This is a genomic window from Actinomyces procaprae (assembly GCF_004798665.1).
Taxonomy (GTDB): Bacteria; Actinomycetota; Actinomycetes; order Actinomycetales; family Actinomycetaceae; genus Actinomyces; species Actinomyces procaprae.
In genome coordinates this window covers 3,053,874-3,071,561 of record NZ_CP039292.1, presented here as the reverse complement: position 1 = coordinate 3,071,561, position 17,688 = coordinate 3,053,874, and the positions used below count along the sequence as shown (strand labels likewise).

The window sequence follows — 17,688 nt, the reverse complement described above, 5'->3', positions numbered from 1 at the left end:
TATAACCACCGAGATCGGTAGTTATAACCACCGAGATCGGTAGTTATGACCGCCGAGGTCGGTTGATATGACCGCCGAGATCGGTAGTTATGACCGCCGAGGTCGGTAGTTGTGACCGCTGAGGTCGGTTGATGTTGCGGCGGCACCCAGCGGCTCTCCTCTCGGATGTCCAGGGGCCGTTGTCCTCCTCACCCTGTCTCCTCGGTCACGACATGGTGGTTGGGGACTACGCTGCGTCTACGCTGGTTAGCGATGAGCACTCGCACTCGGACGATGATGACGTCCAAGATTCACCGCGCCACCGTGACGCAGGCCGACCTCGACTACGTCGGCTCCATCACCGTGGACGCGGACCTGCTTGACGCGGCCGACCTGCTGCCGGGGGAACGGGTGGACATCTGCGACTGCACCAACGGCAACCGCCTGTCCACCTACGTCATCCCAGGTGAGCGCGGCGCGGGCGAGATCTGCATCAACGGCGCCGCCGCTCACCTGGTGGACCCGGGCGACATCATCATTCTCATCGGATACTCCCAACTGAGCGACGACGAGGCGCGCACCTACCTGCCGCACGTGGTGTTCGTGGACGCGGACAACCACATCGTTGAACGTGGCACCGAGCCCGGGCAGGTACCCGTCGACTCCGACGTGGCTCGCCTCCAGGGCTTGCGGTCCTCCGGCGTACCCATCGCTGCGGTGCGCGGCTGAACTGCGCAGTGTCCACGGCTGGGCAAGCGGAGCCGACACCCCGGCCTCGCTTCCCGACGACAACTGGCGGAACATTCTCCGGATTCGTCCTTTGCGTGCCACGGCTGACGACTCGCGCACCTTGGGCCGAGGGGCGGCGCACGCTCAGGGACGAAGGCAATGGCGCGCGCCATGTCCCAATTTGGCGAGATTTCAGGGAAAAGTGATGGTTGGCTGGAAGTTGCTGCGGCTCGCTGATATGGCTCCAGCGTGCGCCGACAGCCTTGGCGCACGCAGGAGACTCAGTGCGCCCCCGCGGCCCGACATAGATTCCGCATGATTCCGGGGTTCTTGGGAACGGTAACGCGATCTGAGCGTGCGGCACCCAGGATCGCCTGCGCGACTATGCGGCGAATGCGCTCCTCTCCGGCCGCAACATCCTGCCCCGTCAACCGTATGGGCACGAACCCTTGAGCGAGTGCGGCCTGGTCCCGATGGCGGTCAAGTGCATACTGCTCGTTTGACGAGTGGAACTCCCAGCCGTCCGTTTCGACGATCAGCCAGCCCTCGACCAGCATGTCAACCTCCCCTACCCCCTCGACGATCACTCCAGTGTCCACTGACAGGTTGATGTCGCGCAGTGCGAGCCTGGTACGAGTCTCCAAGGGGGACCGTGTAGCAGGTTCTGCGCGTTCCAACCGTTGCCTGGCCCTGGCGCTGTAACGACCGGTCAGAAGCTCCGCGACCTCCTCTTTCGTGGTGTCGCCACGGTGGAGTGCAGCGTCCGCAACGCATATGGCATCGAGTTCGTCAAGGCATTTCAAGCAGCAGGCTACGACTTCGGCCGGAACCACCAAGGGGAAGTCGTCCACCGTCATCGGTGTGAGCCGTGTTCTCCGATGTACGACCACAGCGCTCAAGTCGCGGTGCGGGCTGGACCGGACTCCGCGATTATTGGGCACCGCCAGGTGTAACGAGTCGGGCTTGCTCCACATCGGGTAGCCGAGCACTTCGGCGGCGCTCGCGCAGGTCAGGTGTGCACGGAACTGCCGGCATTTGACGATGCGCGGGTCCGTGCCCGGGACTGCGAGGAATCGGGGAGCCGGCCGGTAGACCAGCTCGGCGGCCAGCGCGCGCTGGACGAGGCTCCGATCCTCCTGGCGAAGTCCTATCTCGTCCTCGTATGCCGCGCCGTGTAGCGCCGTGACGCGTTCCAGCAGTAGTTCGAGCTCGGCTTCCATACATGAATGATGATGCTGTGACGGCGAAGTCGGGTAGTACCGATCGCCTCCCTGTGGATAACTCTGCTCCGGGGCGTGCTGTCACCACCCCTGTTGACGTGGGCCGAGGCGCCGGAAGGCGATCAGGCCGGCGCCAGACGACGGGAATGCGGTCGGTGGAGGCGCGGCACGCTGCTCGAGGTGGGCCACTGACGACGCCCGCCACTTGATCCTTGACAGCCCGGATGTGGGCCGGACGGGCTGAACGGTTACACTCGCGCGCGTGACTGATGCGCCTGTGAACCAGCAGCCCCCCGCACCTGAGACCGACGCGGCCCGGCCCACACCTCAGTCGGCCGCGCCGTCGTCCGGCGACCAGCTCCGGATCAGGTCGGCCAAGCGGGCGCGCCTGCGCGAGGAGGGTTGGGACCCGTACCCGGTCTCCGTGCCGCTGACCACCACCATCGCGGCCGTGCGGGAGCACTATGGCCACCTCCAGGCCGGCGAGGAGACGGGCGATGTCGTCGGCGTTGCGGGTCGCGTCGTGTTCCTGCGCAACACCGGCCGCCTGTGCTTCGTCACCCTGCAGGACGGCGCCGGCGCCACACTCCAGGCGATGCTGTCGGCCAAGTCGCTGCCCGGCCAGGGGCACGGGACCCTGGCCGCCTTCAAGACCGACGTCGACCTCGGCGACCACCTGTTCGTCCACGGGCACGTAGGCGCCTCCCGGCGCGGCGAGCTGTCCGTGTTCGCCGAGCCGGAGCTGCGCGCGGGCCTTGACGACGCGGAACTGTCCGAACTGGGCGACGACGCCGTCGTAATCCCCGCCTGGCAGCTTGCCTCCAAGGCGCTGCGGCCCCTGCCGAAGACTTGGACCAATGAGGCCGGAGAGGCGGTGACCCTCTCGGAGGAGCAGCGCGTGCGCCGTCGGGAGCTGGACCTGCTCACGCGCCCGGCCGCCCGCGACATGGTGCGCACCCGGGCGGCCGTGGTGCGCAGCCTGCGGGAGAACTTCTACGGGCGCGACTACGTCGAACTGGAGACGCCGGTGCTGCAGGCGATTCACGGCGGTGCCGCCGCCCGGCCGTTCGTCACGCACATGAACGCGCTGGACATGGACCTGTACCTGCGCATCGCCACGGAGATCTACCTCAAGCGTGCCGTCGTAGGCGGCGTGGACCGGGTGTTCGAGATCGGCCGGATCTTCCGCAACGAGGGCATGGACTCCTCCCACTCCCCGGAGTTCGCCGCGTTGGAGGCCTACGAGGCATACTCCGACTACAACGGCATGGCCGAGTTGACTCAGAACCTGGTGCAGCAGGCGGCCCGCGACGCCTTCGACCTGAGTGAGGGTGAGGAGATCGTGCGCCTGGCCGATGGCACCGAGTACGACCTGTCCGGCCAGTGGCGCCGGCTCGACCTGTACACCTCCGTATCCGAGGCGGTGGGGGAGGAGATCACCGTCGCCACGCCGCGCGAGCAGCTGGTCCGGATCGCGGAGCGGCTCGGCCTGGAGGTCGACGACTACGCCGTGGCCGGCAAGATTGTGGAGGACATCTTTGAGGAGACGGTCGGCAATGACCTGTGGGAGCCGACCTTTGTCTTCGACTTCCCGGAGGACACCTCCCCGCTGACCCGCTACCACCGCTCACGTCCGGGACTCACCGAGAAGTGGGACCTCTACATTCGCGGCACCGAGACCGCTACCGCCTACTCCGAGCTGGCCGACCCGGTCATTCAGCGCGAGCGCTTCGAGGCGCAGGCGCTGGCCGCCGCCAAGGGCGACCCCGAGGCCATGGTCCTGGATGAGGACTTCCTGGTGGCCATGGAGCAGGGCTTCCCGCCCTGCGGCGGCATGGGCATGGGTGTGGACCGGCTGCTCATGGCCCTGACCGGTCAGGGCATCCGCGAGACCATCACCTTCCCCCTGGTGCGGCGCGGCTGAGTTGGCAGGGCAGGTCTAGTCGGCCCGCCCGACGACGACGGCGAAACTCGCCTCCCCGGCTCGGTCACGCCGCGCCTAGGGGCCTAGCGGTCGCCGGCCAGGTCATGCCCGGGAGCGGGTTCACTTCTGTTGGCGTTACCGGTCAAGGAGCGCTGGCAGTTCACTCAGTGACTTGACGCAGGGCTGGAAATGGCCGGTGTCGAACCGGTCCAGGTGAACTGCCTGCCAGCGAGCGGCGCGTGCACCGAGCACGTCGAGTTCGACGTCGTCGCCGATGTAGGTGAGTTCCGCACTCGGTGCGTTCAACGCCTCGGCTGCCCGGTCGAATGCCTCCCGGTTAGGTTTTGCGGCTCCCAAGGAGTCCGAGGTGAGCACGCAGGAGAAGAACTTGCGGACGCCGATCCGCTCAAGTTTCCGGCCCTGCTGCCGAGCATCGCCGTTACTGAGCACCGCGAGCTTGAAGCCGCGGTTGCGCAGCTCCTCCAAACACTGCGGCGCGTCGGGGTAGGCCCGCCAGGCGCGCTCGTACTCTGCCAGGTAGGAATCGAAGAGCTGGTCCAGTTGCGCTTCGCCGCCGACGGTCTTCCCCAGCGCGTTGAGCAGGTCCGCCATGCGTAGGCGTCGCTGCTCGGTGAAAGTCAGCTCACCTTCTCGCCATGCCGTGAAGTGCTTCCGTTCTGCTCGAATCCAGGTGTCGTGCAGTGACTCCGTGGGCTCGGCCCCTATCAGGCGAAGATAACTGTCCAGGCCTGCGTCTGCCGCCGCCCTGTGGTCCATGAGCGTCCCGTCGATGTCAAAGACAATAACCGTGCCGGCCATAGGGGGAGTCTCGCACCGAGTCACGCCGAGGCGTGCGACGCCCGCCGCATGGGGATGGAAGGACGGCTGAGAGCGTGAACGCGGATTGGCGGCGCGCCGCTTGCGGTGATGCCATTGGGGGAGCGGCCAGGGACGGGGTGGGTCAGGGGCGTGGTGAGAGAACTTGGGGCAGGAGGTATGCTGTGGACTCGACGACGATCGCCGCATCGTTCGATGATATCGCCGAGCTGGCTACCGAGGAGTACAATTATACTAATGTCGGCAAGTACTCCAAGGAAGGCAATAAAATCCTAGCCTGGGAGGTCCCTATGACTGATGGCTCCTTCTTGATAACCTATGCTGGCGAAGTGAAGGCCGGAATCGCCGATATTTCAACAATAACGATCGACGTGGACAATGAGGGTTATCGGCGTGAATGTGTGTGTGGTTCGGGCGTGTCGGGGTGTTCTAGCTGGTTCGTCCGGCCCAGCCTTTGCGGGCCCAGAGGCCTTCTTCGGGGGTGGGTGTGGTGCCCCATCCGGCGGGGTGCTGATTGGTGCTGGCGGGCTTGTTTGTTTTGGGTTTGGGTGTGCGGGTGCGCTTGGGGCGGCCTTGGGCGTTCCAGTCGGCCAGGATCACCGCGGGCGTGGCCGGTGCCTGGGTGTAGGTGTGTAGGGTCCACTCGGCGATGGCGGCCTGGTGGTCGGGGGTGGCGCCGCGGTGGTGGCGCAGCCGGTCGCGGACCTGAGCATTGACGGCTTCTACGGGGTTGGTGGTGCGCTCGGCGGGGGTGGGGCGGGGCTTGCCGTCCGGGGTGGTGAGGTAGGCGAACAACTGGCCTTGCTTGGCTAGGCGTTCCAGGCGCCGCCAGGCGCGGCGCACCCGGGGGTGGGCGTACCACCACTTGCGGCCCGTGCGGGCGGCGGTCTGGGGGTCCTGCTCGGCGGTAGTGCGCTGGTTCAGCCAGGACCGGTACTGGGTGCCGTAGTCGTTCAGAGTCACCAGCCACTTCGATGCCTGCTCGGTGGTGGAAACCCTCAGGAGGGCTCTGGAGTGGCGTAGTAGGGCCTTGCCGGGGGTGGTCTTGGGGTGCAGGGTCAGGTCTCGGACGGTGTCGCGGTGTACGTGGATCAGCACCGCTGGACGGGGGTGCCGGCCAGGTGGCGGCGATTGCCTTCAAGGCGCCGCCGGCCCCGTCGGTGGCGACCAGGTCGGGCGGGGCGATGGGGCCAGCAGCGCGGCGTAGGCGGCGGAGTTCTCGGACGCGGCCCACTGCCAGCCGATCACGTGCGTGGGGCTGCGGGCTACCAGCAGCACCCACTTGTGGGCCAGCCACACCCCGTCGACGAACACCTGGGAGTGCATCTCGCCAGTAACCGGCGGCTTGGGAACTGGGATGTCCCAGCACCAGGCGGTCCGGCGGCGAAACGCCCTGTCACTACCGCCGGCGGCCTCGGCCTGGGAGCGACTGCCGGCCGCCCATGCCAGGAACATGGTGAAGTCTTCTACCTGCCCGGGCGTGGGGTCGTCCTGGGCTGGCGCCTGGTCGCGCCGGCGTCTGGTGGTCGAGGCCCCGCAGTCCTTGCACCTCCAGCGCGGGTGCCCAGCAGTGGTGGAGCCGTTACGAATCATCCCGGAGCCGCATACCACACAACGCGGCCTGTTAGTGCGAGGCATGCTGAATCATGCCCCACCCCCAATTAACTCCGACTTTCCCCCACTACTTCAACGAAAACCCCCGATCCTACACACACATTCGCGCCGATAACTCGACAATGAGGGCAAGTCCGTGACGCTGAATGCGCCTGCTGTTGAGGTGCTGTCATCATCGATTGACCCCGCTACTGTCAATACGTACGACCAGACTTTCAGCCTGGTCAACCGGTTGGGTGTTGATGATGTCACCACATTTCTCGCCGATGAGGAGAGCACTGTTAAGCAAATCGCGATCGACGGAGGGCTGTTGGACAAGGCGAAGAATCGCGCTGAAGAGCTCCTCACGTCTCACGTTGAGAGCATGCTGACAGGTGCCGGTCAGGGCGATTACACGGTCACTGTGGTGTGGTCTGAGTAGTCCTGCGGTTTCTTCACGCGATCTTCGAGGAGAGGATTGTGTGCGCCCGGTTGTGAAATAGCGGCTCTTCCGGTTTGAGGGTGTGGTGGTGGGGTGGTCGCGGGTGCGCGTGTCGGGATGGTGGGTGTGGGTCGAGGTCCCCGATGATTGGTGGGCTTCTAAACACTACCGATCATGGAGACCTCGACATGGCCGAGACTACCTTTGCTGCCCCTGATCTTGCTAGTTTCCTGGGCCTGGATGCCCTGGGGCTTACCGCCACCGGCATGTGCCTGGAGCAGGAGCGGGCGCTGGTGGAGTGCCGCCTGCGAGCCTTGGAGGAGGATGCGTTCTGTAGACGGTGTGGGGCCCAGGGTGTGGCGGTGGGGACCGTGACCAGGCGGCTGGCGCACGTACCTGTGGGCTGGCGGCCAACCCACCTGCTGGTGCGGTTGCGGCGGTGGCGCTGCCAGGGATGCGAACGCGTGTGGAGGCAGGATGCCTCTCGTGCCGCGGCCAAGCGGGCTGCCCTGACTCTGGCGGCCGTGGACTGGGCGATCCGGGCCATCGGAGTGGAGTTCATGAGCGTTGCCCGTGTAGCGGCAGCGCTGGGGGTGTCCTGGGACACCGAGGGCGACGCCGTCCTTGATCGGGCTAAGAACACCCTCCTGAAGGACCCCAGCCGTCTGGAGGGTGTGGAGGTCATCGGGGTGGATGAGCATATCTGGCGGCACACCCGCAGGGGCCCGTTGTCTAGGTTGAAGTGCAACGCCTGGGGTTGGTGGTTTTGATTGTATGTTGGGTCAGGGCTTGTTGGTGGGCTTCGGCTGGTGTGTGGTAGCCCAGGACCCGTAGGGGGCGGTTGTTGATCTCGGTGGTTATGTCGGCTAGTTCCGTTGGGTCCAGGTGGGTGATGTCGGTGCCTTTGGGCAGGTAGCGGCGAAGCACGCCGTTGCGGTTCTCGTTGGTGCCCCGCTGCCAGGAGCTGTAGGGGTCGGCGAAATAGGTCAGTACCCCGTGGGATTCCACCAGGGTGTGGTGGGCAGCGAATTCACTACCATTGTCGTAGGTGATCGTCCTGCGCATATGGGTGGGCAGGCCATCGAGCAGGCGGGTCTGGGCGGCGGAAGTGGCGGCGGCGGTCTTGTCCGGCAGCAGGGCGGTGAGCATGAACCGGGTGGCCCGGTCCACCAGGGTGTGGATGACCCCATGCTTGCAGATCACGAGTCGGCCTCCCAGTGACCCGCCTGGGAGCGCTCATCCGCTGCTTGGGCCGGTGGCTGACACCCACGCGCAGACGGATCGGGGAGCCAACCGTCCTGCGCCCGCCGGTGTGGCGGCGGCGCCGGTGAGCCCTGGCCAGGTAGCCGGACAGGCCGGCGGCCCGATCCTGGGTGACGTAGATCCAGGCGTAGATGGTCTCCGGGCAGGCCCGCATCCGCTCATCATCGGGGTGGTCCAGCCTCAGGCGGCCGCTGATCACCAGCGGGCTCCACCCCCGGCGCAGCCGCTCGGTTACATAGGCGACCAGGGGGTCATGACTCATGCGTGCACGCCGGCCGTGGTGGCGTGAGCGCGCAGCCGCCTCGGCGCGGGAGGCCACATATGCCCGCCCGGTCCACCAGTCGGTCTTCAACCTGGCGGGCCGGTAGGGCCTGTAGGCCTCGGCCAGGTGGGAGGGCCGCCAGGAGTTGCGGGCCACCTCCCGACTGATAGTCGCCGGGCTGCGGCCCAGCGCGGTGGCGATCTGCCGCAGCGAATGAGTGGGGAGCATCGCCTGAATCACATCACGCTCCTCACCGCTCAAGTGCCGGTATCCTCTACACACGGTGCAGCACCGTTCCTCTCCAAAGCCAACGGATTCCTCACAGAACCCAGGCTAGTAGGCACGGTGTTGCACTTCTTCATAGACAACGGGGGGGCGACAAGTACGTCACCGTCATCATTGACTTGACTCCGGTACGCGACCGGACGGGCCCCTCCCGGCTGCTGGACATGGTCGAAGGCCGTTCCAAGCAGGTCTTCAAGCAGTGGCTCGACAACCAGTCCGAGGCTTGGCGCAGCCGGATCGAGGTGGTGGCCATGGATGGGTTCACAGGGTTTAAGACCGCCGCCACCGAGGCCCTGCCCCAGGCGACCGAGGTCATGGACCCCTTCCACGTGGTCGCCTTAGCCGGGGACAAGCTAGACGACTGTCGGCGCCGCGCCCAGCGCGAGACCACCGGCCGTAGGGGCCGTAAGGATGACCCCTTGTACAAGGCCCGCAGGCTGCTGCGCACCGGGGCGGGCCTGGTAACCGACAGCGGCTGGGACCGGCTCGAACAACTGTTTGCCGACCCCCAGAACACGCCGGTAGAGACCGCCTGGGCGGTCTATCAGAAGATTGTGGCCGCCTACCGCGCCAAGACCTCCGCCGAAGGCAAGCAGCTGATGAGCAAGGTCATCGACTCGCTCACCACCGGCGTGCCTGACGCCCTCGGAGAGCTGAAGTCGCTGGGCAAGACCCTGGCCCAGCGGCGCGACGACATTATCGCCTACTTCGACCACCCCGGCACCTCAAACGGCCCCACCGAGAACACCAACGGCCGCCTGGAACACCTACGCGGCATCGCCCTCGGATTCAGAAACCTCACCAACTACACCGTACGCAGCCTCATCCACGCCGGAGGCTTCCGCAACCAGCTACTACACCCTTAAACCGGAAGAGCCGAAATAGCGTGCATGATTTGTGCCTCTGCCGTCTGTCTGGCGCCTCCAGAGGGACGGCCGAGGCACTTGCGGGTGTGTGGGTGGTGGTGTCAGTGTCCTTGTTGGGTTTCGGCTTGGTCGGTGAGGGTGCGTACGAGGTCGTAGGGGGTGGTGGTGTTGGTGGTGGTGTTGGTTCCGGTGATGGGGGTGGTGGTGCCTCCGGTGGTGTCGGCGGGGGCGTCCAGGCACTTTAGCCAGATGGGGCGTACGCCGGTGGGGGAGGAGATGGTGCCGTAGGGGCACTGGTGGGTGGCCCGTACTTCTAGCGCACGCCGTCGGTGCTTGGCTGCTGCGCGCCTCCGGGGTAGCCGCCCCCGGGGGACCGGCGCGCCCGGAACCGACTCCACCACCTCTTGCGACCGCCCACCAGAAACAGTCACAGAATCCTCTGCCGCGTCCGCCTTGATTCCTGGGCCACCATGGCTGTCGGCGTGCGAAATGGTGCGATACTCAGCAGTGCTAGCGTGAGCGTGCAGACTATTGTATTATGGATTGCGGATGACTGCGTTTTCATCATGAATCATCTCCGTCTTCCACTTCCAGTGCTTCTATGATCCAGTCATTTCCCTCCCAGTAAAGCTGAACCCGTACGACGTCATATGCCTCATCGATATGAAGTGGCGGTTCGTTAGCTCCGGAATACTGATCACGTTCAGGCGAATGGATTTGACTGCGCACGACGTAGCGGTTGAGGTCCTCCTGGTCGGTCCACCACTCCAGCGGCATGATCTCCTGCTCCCAGGGATCGGCCCAGCCGCCAGAATCGTGTAGTTCGGTGGCGTTGTTGATGACACTGTTGCAGAAAATGCAGTCGTCCCCGCTCATGCTCTTCCAGGCGTCCAGGTTCCCTGTCGCATAGACGTAGGGGTAGAGCTCCAGGAAGTACGCGACTGCCTCGGCTGCGCCGTCGGGGGTGAACTCCGGGGCGGAGGGCTGGGGCGGTTCCATGGCCAGGGCGGTGGCCCTGGCCTCGGCCTGCTCGGGCGGGAGCGTGGGCGTTGGCGTGGCCGTCGCGGTAGGTGCTGAGGTTGCTGATAGTGGTGCCGAAGGCACTGTGGTCGTGTTGCTGGTGGTAGCACAGCCTGCCGCCAGGGCAAGGGCTGCCAGACAGGTCGCCGCTGCTGACAGGCGGCGTTCAGGTGCTGCTGGAGTGGACGCGGGCATGGGGAGCCTCCTCGGTGAGGACCCGGATGGGACTAGCTGGGATGCCGGTTTGTCACCGACGCCCGCAACCGTACCGACATCTGCACTCGCGGCGCCACTCACTTGTAGCCCCCTGTGGAAAACCTGGGGCGGTGCGGTCGGTGAAGACCCGGGACGTACTCCCGCTGGCCGACGTCCTCACCGGCGCCGGTCTCAGCGAGGCGGAGGAGTGAGGGGAGAGCTAGAAAGGCGCGAGAGCCGGGCGCTAGACGATTCTCAGGCCCGCATATGCGGCGAGTGCGGGCGCGAGCTCCGCGAGTTGGTCGGCGCCCACCCAGGCCCCGCGCAGCCCGGCGGCGTCGTCGACTTGGTTGAGCGTGAGTCCCCGAAGATCGACGTCCTTGAGCCGGCTCTCCCGTATCCGCAACTCGCCGACGCGGCAGTCGTCAAAAGCCACTCGGTTGAGTGTGGCGGCGGTCAGGTCGAGCGTGTCCACCATGCAACCGCGTAGGCGCACATCGAGCAGATTGGCCCGCCCCAGCCCCAGGAAGCCGATGCGGCAGTCCTCAACCAGCACGCTGCGCCACTGCGCATCATGGCATTCGCAGGCCCCGACTCGTGAGGCCTCCCAGGAGACCTCTCTCCACACCGACCGCTGTGCGTGCAGCTCGGCGGCCGTCAGCCTGTCCACGCGCGACTCCGCCAGGCGGAACTCCTCAAGATGGGCACGATCCGCCCGCACATCCTCCAAGACGCACTCAACCAGCTCCAACCCGCGCAGATCCACCCCGGAGATGTCGACGCCGCTGATCCGGGCCAGGTCGGCGTACCCGCCTGCACGCAGGACGACGGCGTCGGTCGGCTCGAGGTCCCGCGGCCGGGCCGGTTTCGCGCGGGGCGGCCGGGGGAGATGCGCGTCGGGCATGAGGCTCAGGCGGCGTCGTCGGCCCGCGACTGCTGGACGTCGGCGCGGAGGTGCTCGGTGATCACGGCCTCGCACTCGGCGCGGTCCACCGGGCGGCAGCCCTTCGCCACCCACTCGGCGATTCTGGCGGGCTCCTCCCGCGCCAGCCGTATCCCCCGGCGCAGCAGCACATGAATGGGCTTGCGATGCTCGGCCAGGTCCCGGCGCAGTCGGAACCACCAGGTCTGCAGGCGCGGGCGCCGCAGCACGAGCGCGTCGGCGAGCACGCCGGCCTTCCGGCAACGGTCAACGAGCTCCGCGGCGAACACGCCCTCCGCGACGTATACCGGCAGGGCGTCCACGTCGAGGGTGGTGTAGTCGACGGTAGCGTTGTCCGGGATGGAGTACACGGGCACCGTCGTCGAGCCCGTGGCGCACAGGTCGAGGATCGCTGCCATGGCGCGGTCGGCATCCCAGGAGGCCGGGTTGTCCCAGTCGATGGCGCTCTGGGCCTCGGCCCGGGTGACGCCCTCGGCGCCGGAGACGCCGCCGTCCAGTAGCGGCATGCCCGGCTCATCGCCGTCACGGTAGAAGTCGTCCAGTTTGAGGCGGTGCGCGCCGCAGCGCCGCAACAAGGATGTCTTGCCGGAGCCGGACGGTCCGGTAAGCAGGATGACGCGGGTGCTCACGGATCCCAAGGCTATCCTGCCGGGCGGGTGCAGGCGGAAACGACGGGGTTGTCGGCAGACGCAAATGCAGATCGGAGTGGGCGGATCGGGGCAAGCGAGCATGCGATTCGAACGTGCGATCTCTGTCCCGGGGGCTGCCGTCGAAAGCGGCGAATTGGGTACTATCGCCGTGAGGGGCAAACATGAGGCGGCGTCATGGGGAACGTGCGAGAGGCTGAGGCCAGTGAACTCCTCGGGCTGATCCGGCGCGGAGAGGCGACCACTCGGTCCGAGCTTCAGGATCGTATGCAGCTTTCACGAGTCACGTTGGGCAAGCGGCTTGACGTGCTGCTGCGCTCGGGGCTGGTGGACGAGGCCGGGCAGGACGCCTCGACCGGTGGCAGGCCGCGCACGGTATTCCGAATTCGCCCCGGCTGCGGCGTGCTGCTGGCCGTCGACATCGGCAGCTCACGCACCAACCTGGCGGTGACGGACTTCGCCGGGACGATCCTGGTACGTGATGACCGGCTACTGGACCTCTCTGGCGGTTCTGGCACGGTGCTCCCCTGGGTCCGCCGTCGTTTGAAGGCAATGCTCAAGGAGATCGGCGCCGCCGACAGCGTCCTCGGTGTGGGAGTCTGTGTTCCCGGTCCGGTCGATCCCGTCTCACGGCGCCTGGTCCACCCGGCGCTCATGCCTGGATGGCACGGGGTCGATCTTGCCGCGGAGTTGAAAGAGGATTTCGACGGCGTCCCGGTGGCCGTGGGCAGTGACGTGCAGGTGACCGCACTCGGCGAGTACCGGATGCACTGGTCCAACCCCGACGGCATCATCCTGGTTAAGGCGGGTGAGGGAATCGCCGCGGCTGCCGTGATCAATGGCGTCGTGCGCACGGGCGCCACTGGGGCGGCCGGAGAGATCGGGCACATGCGGATTTCGGAGGGGCGGCAGTGCCGCTGCGGGCGATTCGGGTGCTTGGAATCGGTCGCCGGCGGCTGGGCCCTGCGGGAGCGCCTGAGCGAGGCCGGCTGGACGGTCGGCAGTAGTGAGGAACTGGCCGACCTGGCGCTGCGCGGGGATTCGCTGAGTATCGAGCTGCTCGAGCTTTCGGCGCGACTCGTGGGCCGTGCGCTCGCGCCGGTCATTGCGGTTCTCAATCCCTCCGCGGTGGTGGTCGCCGGCGCCCTCGCCGACGGCGGAGCGGTGTTCCTGGACCCGTTGCGCGCCGCCTTGGAAGCCGTCGGGCCCCAGGAGGCGACTCGGCCGCTCGTCGTCGCGTCGGCGCAGCTGGGGGCCGACGCCGGCGTGGTCGGGGCGGCGCTGTTGGCTCAGGATCTGCTGACGGCCCCCGCGCATCTGGACATGCTGCTGACCCGAGTGACCTCACGGCGCCCAGACCAGGACAGTTTTGTAAAGCTCTTTACATAACGGGTTGTGGCCGGTATCGTCGTGTCCACCGGAACCCACCGGCACACATGACGAGAAGAGGCAACGATGGCTGTTCTCACTCTGTCCACCGCTTTACCGGATACGTCCTTCCGACTCGACGTCGACGCGACCGACTGGCGTGATGCGCTTCGGCTGGCAGGGGAGGGACTTACCGCTTCCGGGGCGGCGACACCCGAATACACCGAGGAGATGATCGCGGCCGTAGAGGAGCACGGCCCCTACATCGTCATCGCCCCCGGTCTCGCCCTGGCGCACTCGCGGCCCTCCCCGGCGGTGCTGCACACCGGCATGAGCTGGGTGCGGCTGACACACCCCGTCGACTTCGGCAGCCCGAACGATCCGGTGCGCCACATCATCGGGCTGGCAGCCAAGGACGAGCGGGAGCACCTGGACGTCATGGCCGCCCTCGCCCGCGCCCTGTCCGACCCTGTCGCTCGCACCGAGTTGGACCGTGCACCCACTCCCGCGGCGCTCCGCGCACTGCTCGACCCGAACTCAACCGACACCACCACCTCTACCGGATTGGAAGAAGAATGAACATCACCTGCGTCTGCGGCATGGGCATCGGCACCTCGATGCTGCTGAAGATGAACGTCGAGCAGGCCGCGGCCTCGCTCGGCCTTGACGCGGAGGTCAGCACCTCCGACATCGGCACCGCCAAGGGGGCCGCGCAGAGCGCCGATCTGATCATCACCTCGGCTGAACTCGCCGAGGAGCTCACCGGGCTGTCCACGCCGGTCGCCGTGGTCCACAACTTCACCGACATCTCCGAGATCGAGGCCGCCTTGAAGGAGAAGACTCAGTGAACGCGTTGGTCGCGGTTCTCGATTTCATCAGCCAGGAGATCCTCAACGTCCCCGCCTACCTGATCGGCATCGTCGCCGCCGTCGGCCTGATCGCGCTGCGCAAGTCCGCCGGGCAGGTCATCGGCGGAGGACTCAAGGCGGCAATGGGCTATCTGATTCTCGGTGCCGGCGCCACCGTGGTCACGAGCGCGCTGGCGCCGTTCGGGGACCTGATCTTCACGGTTACCGGCGCCCACGGCGTCGTCCCGACCAACGAGGTCATTACCGCCCAGGCCGCGAGCGAGTATGGGACCACATCCGCCTATCTCATCGTGCTCAGCTTCCTGGTGATGCTGCTGCTGGCCAGATTCACGCCGCTGAAGTACGTGTTCCTTACCGGACACCACATGGTGTTCATGTCGACGCTGCTGGCCGTGGTCCTGTCGGTGGGCTTCGGCCCCGGGCACTCCGCCCTCGTGGTGGTGGTCGGCTCGGTGCTCATGGGCATCATCATGGTGGTGATGCCGGCCTTCGCCCAGCCGTACATGAACCGGGTCACCGGGGATGACAAGCTGGCCGTGGGTCACTTCAACACTGTCGGCTACCTGCTGGCGGGTGCGCTCGGCAGCGCCGTCGGCAAGCGCTCACGCTCCACCGAGGACATGAAGTTCCCGCAGGGCCTGCGCTTCCTACGCGACTCCATGGTCTCAACGACCCTGCTCATGCTGGTCCTGTATCTGGTGTTCGCCATCTGGGGCATGATCGCCGTACCCCGCGAGGAACTCATGACGGTCTTCGAGGGGACGCAGACCTCCGACACCTACGGCTCCTACATCATGGCGGCCTTTGCGCAGGCACTGCAGTTCGGGATCGGCGTCAGCATCATCCTGTACGGGGTGCGCATCATCCTCGGTGAACTGGTACCGGCCTTCCAGGGAATCGCCAACCGGGTGGTGCCCGGCGCCAAGCCCGCGCTCGACATCCCGATCGTCTTCCCCTTCGGCCCCAACGCCTCACTGATCGGCTTCATCGCCTCCTTCATCGGCGGGCTGGCCTCGCTCGCCCTGATCGCCGTCTGGTTCGGACCCGCCTGGGGCATGGCCCTCATACTGCCCGGCATGGTTCCGCACTTCTTCGACGGCGGCGGTGCCGGTGTGTTCGGCAACGCCACCGGCGGGCGCCGGGGCGCGATCCTGGGCGGATTCGTCAACGGCATGCTCATCACCTTCCTGCCCGCCGCGCTGCTGACCGTCATGGGGTCCCTCGGCCTGGCCAACTCCACCTTCGGCGACGCCGACTTCGGCTGGTTCGGCTCGATCGTGGGCGTGCTCAGCCGCCTGGGCGCCGTCGGCGGCTCGCTCACCGCGCTCGGCTTCGGCGCGCTTCTGTTCGCCGTCGCCTGGTGGTACCAGGTACGGCTGGTGAACACCGGCTGGTTGCCCGCATCCGAGCGGGCGGCGCTGCAGGAGGAGAACAAGGCGAAGGCGGCGGCCGCCTGACCGAGGGCGGCTGCCTGAATTCGACGCACACGACGGGCCCGGCGACTAAAGTCGTCGGGCCCGTCATTACACCGATCTCGGTGCGTAACGTCTACCGATCTCGGTGCGTAACGTCTACCGATCTCGGTGCGTAAGATCTACCGATCTCGGTGCGTAACGTCTACCGACCTCGGCACGTAAGATCTACCGACCTCGGTGCGTAACGTCTACCGATCTCGGTGCGTAACGTCTACCGATCTCGGTGCGTAACGTCTACCGATCTCGGTGAAGGGCACGCATGCGGGCGCGGGCGCCGTCCCGCTTGAGCGCAGCCAGCTCCTCGGCGTAGGCGGTGCGGAAGCGCTCGTCGTCGGCCAGGTCGCCGAAGATCTCCCGGTTGCCGATGAAGCCGAGCGCGTCGCCCGCCTCCTGCCGCCGCGCGAAGGGCCGCAGGTCGTCGGCCACCGGGATCACCTCACCGTTCTCGTCGGTGCCGAGCACCCCCAGCGACCAGGCGGCGCACATGGCCGCGCCCAGGCGGATCGGCCCGCCCGCGGCGAGGTTCTCGCGCACGGTAGGCAGCACGAACTTCGGCATGCCGGAGGGGCCGAACTGCGCCAGCCGCAGCAGCGTGTCCGCGATCGCCTCATTGGTGAAGCGCTCGAAGAGCGTGTCGATGTACTCGTCCAAGTCGATGCCCGGCACCGGCAGCAGCCGCGGCCGCGCCTCGCGCTCCAGGAAGGCACGCACCCAGGCGGCGATGTCGGGGTCGGCGGCGGCCGTGTGCGCATACTCCATGCCCAGCAGCCGGCCCCAGTGCGCCAGGCCCTGGTGGGAGGCGTTCAGCAGCCGCAGCTTCATCAGCTCATAGGGGACGACGTCGTCGACCATCTGCACCCCGACCTCCTCATACGGCGGGCGTCCGGCCGGGAAGTCGTCCTCCAGCACCCACTGGGTGAAGGGCTCGGCCACCACCGGCCAGGCGTCCTCCACACCCAGTTCGGCGCGCACCTCCTCAATGTCGGTGGGGGTGGTCTGCGGGGTGATGCGGTCGACCATGCAGTTGGGGAAGGCGACGTTGGCGTCGATCCAGTCGGCCAGCTCCGGGTCGGACAGGCGCGCCTGGGCCACGACGGCGGTGCGGGCGATCTTCCCGTTGCCGGGCAGGTTGTCACAGCTCATCACGGTGAAGGGGGCGGTGCCGGCCTCGCGGCGCAGCCGCAGGGCCTCCACGATGTAACCGAAGGAGGTCTCCGGCTCGTGCGGGTTGGCGGCGTCGTGGGCGGCGCCGGGGGTGTCGGTGCGGAAGGCGCCGGTGGCGTCGTCGATGTTGTAGCCGCCCTCGGTCACCGTCAGAGAGACGATGCGGGTGGCCGGCGCAGTCATCACCTCCAGCACCCCGGCGCGGTCCTCGGGGGCGAAGCGGTAGTCGCAGATGGAGCCGATGATCGCGGGCTCGTGGTGACCGTCGGGGTGCTTGAGAGTCAGGCTGTACAGGAAGTCCTGGCCGGTCAAAGCGTCGCGCATGCGCGCGTCCCGGGGCAGCAGGCCCACCCCGCAGATCCCCCAGTCCAGGGCCTTGCCCGCGCGCATGAGCCGGTCCAGGTACATGGCCTGGTGGGCGCGGTGGAAGCCGCCCACACCCATGTGGACGATGCCGGTGGTGATGGCGGAGCGGTCGTAGCCGGGGGCGAGCGGAGAGGCGGCGAGTGTGGTGGTCATGGTGGACATCCTTGTCTTGAGAGAGTTGGTGTGATTGTCGGATATGGACCGTGGGTGTTCCTGCCGGAGCGCGTCGGGCGGCTCCGGC

17 protein-coding genes and 2 pseudogenes are annotated in these 17,688 nt (G+C 66.9%); 9 read left to right on the top strand and 10 right to left on the bottom strand.

Annotation, left to right across the window (positions count from 1 at the left end):
• Positions 1-252 precede the first annotated feature (252 nt).
• Positions 253-708 carry an aspartate 1-decarboxylase gene (gene panD, locus E4J16_RS12570; protein WP_136192659.1) on the top strand — a complete coding sequence of 152 codons (456 nt, stop codon included), beginning with the start codon at positions 253-255 and terminating at the stop codon, positions 706-708.
• A gap of 281 nt (positions 709-989) precedes the next feature.
• On the opposite strand, the gene E4J16_RS15800 is transcribed toward panD, so the two are convergent.
• The gene (locus E4J16_RS15800; protein ID WP_240038142.1) at positions 990-1,928 is read right to left on the bottom strand and encodes a hypothetical protein; all 939 of its coding nucleotides are present in this window, start codon (positions 1,926-1,928) and stop codon (positions 990-992) included.
• A gap of 262 nt (positions 1,929-2,190) precedes the next feature.
• On the opposite strand from E4J16_RS15800, the gene E4J16_RS12560 reads away from it, so the two are divergent.
• Positions 2,191-3,852 carry a lysine--tRNA ligase gene (locus E4J16_RS12560; RefSeq protein WP_204519858.1) on the top strand — a complete coding sequence of 554 codons (1,662 nt, stop codon included), beginning with the start codon at positions 2,191-2,193 and terminating at the stop codon, positions 3,850-3,852.
• A 135-nt stretch (positions 3,853-3,987) separates the two neighbouring features.
• On the opposite strand, the gene E4J16_RS12555 is transcribed toward E4J16_RS12560, so the two are convergent.
• From E4J16_RS12555 to E4J16_RS12545, 3 genes are all read right to left on the bottom strand, one after another.
• Positions 3,988-4,671 (bottom strand): HAD family hydrolase, encoded by a 684-nt coding sequence (locus E4J16_RS12555; protein WP_168709510.1) that lies wholly within the window; start codon positions 4,669-4,671, stop codon positions 3,988-3,990.
• 447 nt (positions 4,672-5,118) lie between these two features.
• Positions 5,119-5,787 carry a hypothetical protein gene (locus E4J16_RS12550; protein WP_136314178.1) on the bottom strand — a complete coding sequence of 223 codons (669 nt, stop codon included), beginning with the start codon at positions 5,785-5,787 and terminating at the stop codon, positions 5,119-5,121.
• Between the two features lie 39 nt (positions 5,788-5,826).
• Positions 5,827-6,327, bottom strand: coding sequence for an IS1/IS1595 family N-terminal zinc-binding domain-containing protein (locus E4J16_RS12545; RefSeq protein ID WP_420809313.1), 501 nt, complete (start codon positions 6,325-6,327; stop codon positions 5,827-5,829).
• Positions 6,328-6,439: 112 nt separating this feature from the next.
• On the opposite strand from E4J16_RS12545, the gene E4J16_RS12540 reads away from it, so the two are divergent.
• Both E4J16_RS12540 and E4J16_RS12535 read left to right on the top strand, forming a co-directional pair.
• Positions 6,440-6,724 (top strand): DUF4230 domain-containing protein, encoded by a 285-nt coding sequence (locus E4J16_RS12540; protein ID WP_136314176.1) that lies wholly within the window; start codon positions 6,440-6,442, stop codon positions 6,722-6,724.
• Positions 6,725-6,912: 188 nt separating this feature from the next.
• Positions 6,913-7,494, top strand: coding sequence for a transposase family protein (locus tag E4J16_RS12535; RefSeq protein WP_168709509.1), 582 nt, complete (start codon positions 6,913-6,915; stop codon positions 7,492-7,494).
• Here the strand turns inward: E4J16_RS12535 and E4J16_RS16290 are convergent.
• A pseudogene (locus tag E4J16_RS16290) lies at positions 7,457-8,510 on the bottom strand (IS30 family transposase). The gene E4J16_RS12535 and the pseudogene E4J16_RS16290 overlap by 38 nt on opposite strands.
• Before the next feature lie 107 nt (positions 8,511-8,617).
• Here E4J16_RS16290 and E4J16_RS12525 point away from each other — a divergent pair.
• Positions 8,618-9,400: pseudogene (locus E4J16_RS12525) on the top strand (ISL3 family transposase); the annotation flags it as partial.
• A 101-nt stretch (positions 9,401-9,501) separates the two neighbouring features.
• On the opposite strand, the gene E4J16_RS15370 reads toward E4J16_RS12525, so the two are convergent.
• From E4J16_RS15370 to E4J16_RS12505, 4 genes are all read right to left on the bottom strand, one after another.
• On the bottom strand, positions 9,502-9,831 hold the full coding sequence (locus E4J16_RS15370; protein ID WP_136314173.1) for a hypothetical protein: 330 nt from the start codon (positions 9,829-9,831) through the stop codon (positions 9,502-9,504).
• Between the two features lie 133 nt (positions 9,832-9,964).
• The gene (locus E4J16_RS12515) at positions 9,965-10,615 is read right to left on the bottom strand and encodes a DUF6318 family protein (protein WP_136314172.1); all 651 of its coding nucleotides are present in this window, start codon (positions 10,613-10,615) and stop codon (positions 9,965-9,967) included.
• A 244-nt stretch (positions 10,616-10,859) separates the two neighbouring features.
• Positions 10,860-11,519, bottom strand: coding sequence for a pentapeptide repeat-containing protein (locus E4J16_RS12510; protein ID WP_136314171.1), 660 nt, complete (start codon positions 11,517-11,519; stop codon positions 10,860-10,862).
• 5 nt (positions 11,520-11,524) lie between these two features.
• On the bottom strand, positions 11,525-12,187 hold the full coding sequence (locus E4J16_RS12505; protein WP_136314170.1) for an ATP-binding protein: 663 nt from the start codon (positions 12,185-12,187) through the stop codon (positions 11,525-11,527).
• Between the two features lie 285 nt (positions 12,188-12,472).
• On the opposite strand from E4J16_RS12505, the gene E4J16_RS12500 reads away from it, so the two are divergent.
• From E4J16_RS12500 to E4J16_RS12490, 4 genes are all read left to right on the top strand, one after another.
• On the top strand, positions 12,473-13,594 hold the full coding sequence (locus E4J16_RS12500; protein WP_168708095.1) for an ROK family protein: 1,122 nt from the start codon (positions 12,473-12,475) through the stop codon (positions 13,592-13,594).
• Between the two features lie 66 nt (positions 13,595-13,660).
• Positions 13,661-14,152 carry a PTS sugar transporter subunit IIA gene (locus tag E4J16_RS15180; protein ID WP_073330094.1) on the top strand — a complete coding sequence of 164 codons (492 nt, stop codon included), beginning with the start codon at positions 13,661-13,663 and terminating at the stop codon, positions 14,150-14,152.
• Positions 14,149-14,421 (top strand): PTS sugar transporter subunit IIB, encoded by a 273-nt coding sequence (locus E4J16_RS15175; protein WP_073330091.1) that lies wholly within the window; start codon positions 14,149-14,151, stop codon positions 14,419-14,421. The genes E4J16_RS15180 and E4J16_RS15175 overlap by 4 nt, the downstream gene beginning before the upstream one ends.
• The gene (locus E4J16_RS12490) at positions 14,418-15,899 is read left to right on the top strand and encodes a PTS ascorbate transporter subunit IIC (protein ID WP_136314169.1); all 1,482 of its coding nucleotides are present in this window, start codon (positions 14,418-14,420) and stop codon (positions 15,897-15,899) included. Before E4J16_RS15175 ends, E4J16_RS12490 begins: the two co-directional genes overlap by 4 nt.
• Before the next feature lie 252 nt (positions 15,900-16,151).
• On the opposite strand, the gene E4J16_RS12485 is transcribed toward E4J16_RS12490, so the two are convergent.
• On the bottom strand, positions 16,152-17,600 hold the full coding sequence (locus E4J16_RS12485; RefSeq protein WP_136314168.1) for a mannitol dehydrogenase family protein: 1,449 nt from the start codon (positions 17,598-17,600) through the stop codon (positions 16,152-16,154).
• Positions 17,601-17,688 lie beyond the last annotated feature (88 nt).

Coding starts and splice junctions, on each gene's coding strand:
- E4J16_RS15800 (WP_240038142.1), bottom strand. CDS start 1,928: ATGGAAGCCGAGCTCGAACTACTGCTGGAACGCGTCACGGCGCTACAC.
- E4J16_RS12535 (WP_168709509.1), top strand. CDS start 6,913: ATGGCCGAGACTACCTTTGCTGCCCCTGATCTTGCTAGTTTCCTGGGC.
- E4J16_RS12500 (WP_168708095.1), top strand. CDS start 12,473: ATGCAGCTTTCACGAGTCACGTTGGGCAAGCGGCTTGACGTGCTGCTG.
- E4J16_RS15175 (WP_073330091.1), top strand. CDS start 14,149: ATGAACATCACCTGCGTCTGCGGCATGGGCATCGGCACCTCGATGCTG.
- E4J16_RS12555 (WP_168709510.1), bottom strand. CDS start 4,671: ATGGCCGGCACGGTTATTGTCTTTGACATCGACGGGACGCTCATGGAC.
- E4J16_RS12545 (WP_420809313.1), bottom strand. CDS start 6,327: ATGCCTCGCACTAACAGGCCGCGTTGTGTGGTATGCGGCTCCGGGATG.
- E4J16_RS12510 (WP_136314171.1), bottom strand. CDS start 11,519: ATGCCCGACGCGCATCTCCCCCGGCCGCCCCGCGCGAAACCGGCCCGG.
- E4J16_RS12515 (WP_136314172.1), bottom strand. CDS start 10,615: ATGCCCGCGTCCACTCCAGCAGCACCTGAACGCCGCCTGTCAGCAGCG.
- panD (WP_136192659.1), top strand. CDS start 253: ATGAGCACTCGCACTCGGACGATGATGACGTCCAAGATTCACCGCGCC.
- E4J16_RS12485 (WP_136314168.1), bottom strand. CDS start 17,600: ATGACCACCACACTCGCCGCCTCTCCGCTCGCCCCCGGCTACGACCGC.
- E4J16_RS15180 (WP_073330094.1), top strand. CDS start 13,661: ATGGCTGTTCTCACTCTGTCCACCGCTTTACCGGATACGTCCTTCCGA.